The following is a 399-nucleotide window of genomic DNA, read 5'->3' as shown; positions in this document are numbered from 1 at the left end:
AGCGAATACACCATGAACGATACGACGGCACTCGCGCGGGTGTCCTCGACAACGCTTAAGGCGATCAACCAGCAGTCGGCGAAGATGAACGTCACCATCATCTACCTGAACCAGATCCGCACGAAGCCGGGCGTGGTCTATGGTGACCCGACGACGACGCCGGGTGGCGGCGCCTTCGAGTTCTATGCCACCGCGCGCCTCGCGCTCGGCAAGAAGTTCATTCGCGCGAAGGTCGACGGTAAGGACGAGATCGTCGGACAGCTGATGGGCATCGAGACGAAGAAGAACAAGCTCTCGCGGCCGCGTCAGGAAGTCGACCTGCGCCTGGCGTTCGAGGACGACGGCATGACGAAGGTGAACCTGACGCTCTCGCTGCTCGACCACGCGGTCGCCATCGGC

At 62.4% G+C, this 399-nt stretch carries 1 pseudogene; it reads left to right on the top strand.

Annotation, left to right across the window (positions count from 1 at the left end):
* Positions 1–12 precede the first annotated feature (12 nt).
* Positions 13–399, top strand: a pseudogene (locus tag SB724_RS19465) (hypothetical protein); the annotation flags it as partial.

Source organism: Bacillus sp. SIMBA_031 (genome assembly GCF_046535225.1).
Classification (GTDB): domain Bacteria; phylum Bacillota; class Bacilli; order Bacillales; family Bacillaceae; genus Bacillus; species Bacillus velezensis.
Note: the sequence above shows the minus strand (reverse complement) of the source record. Positions and strands in the feature narration are given on the sequence as shown.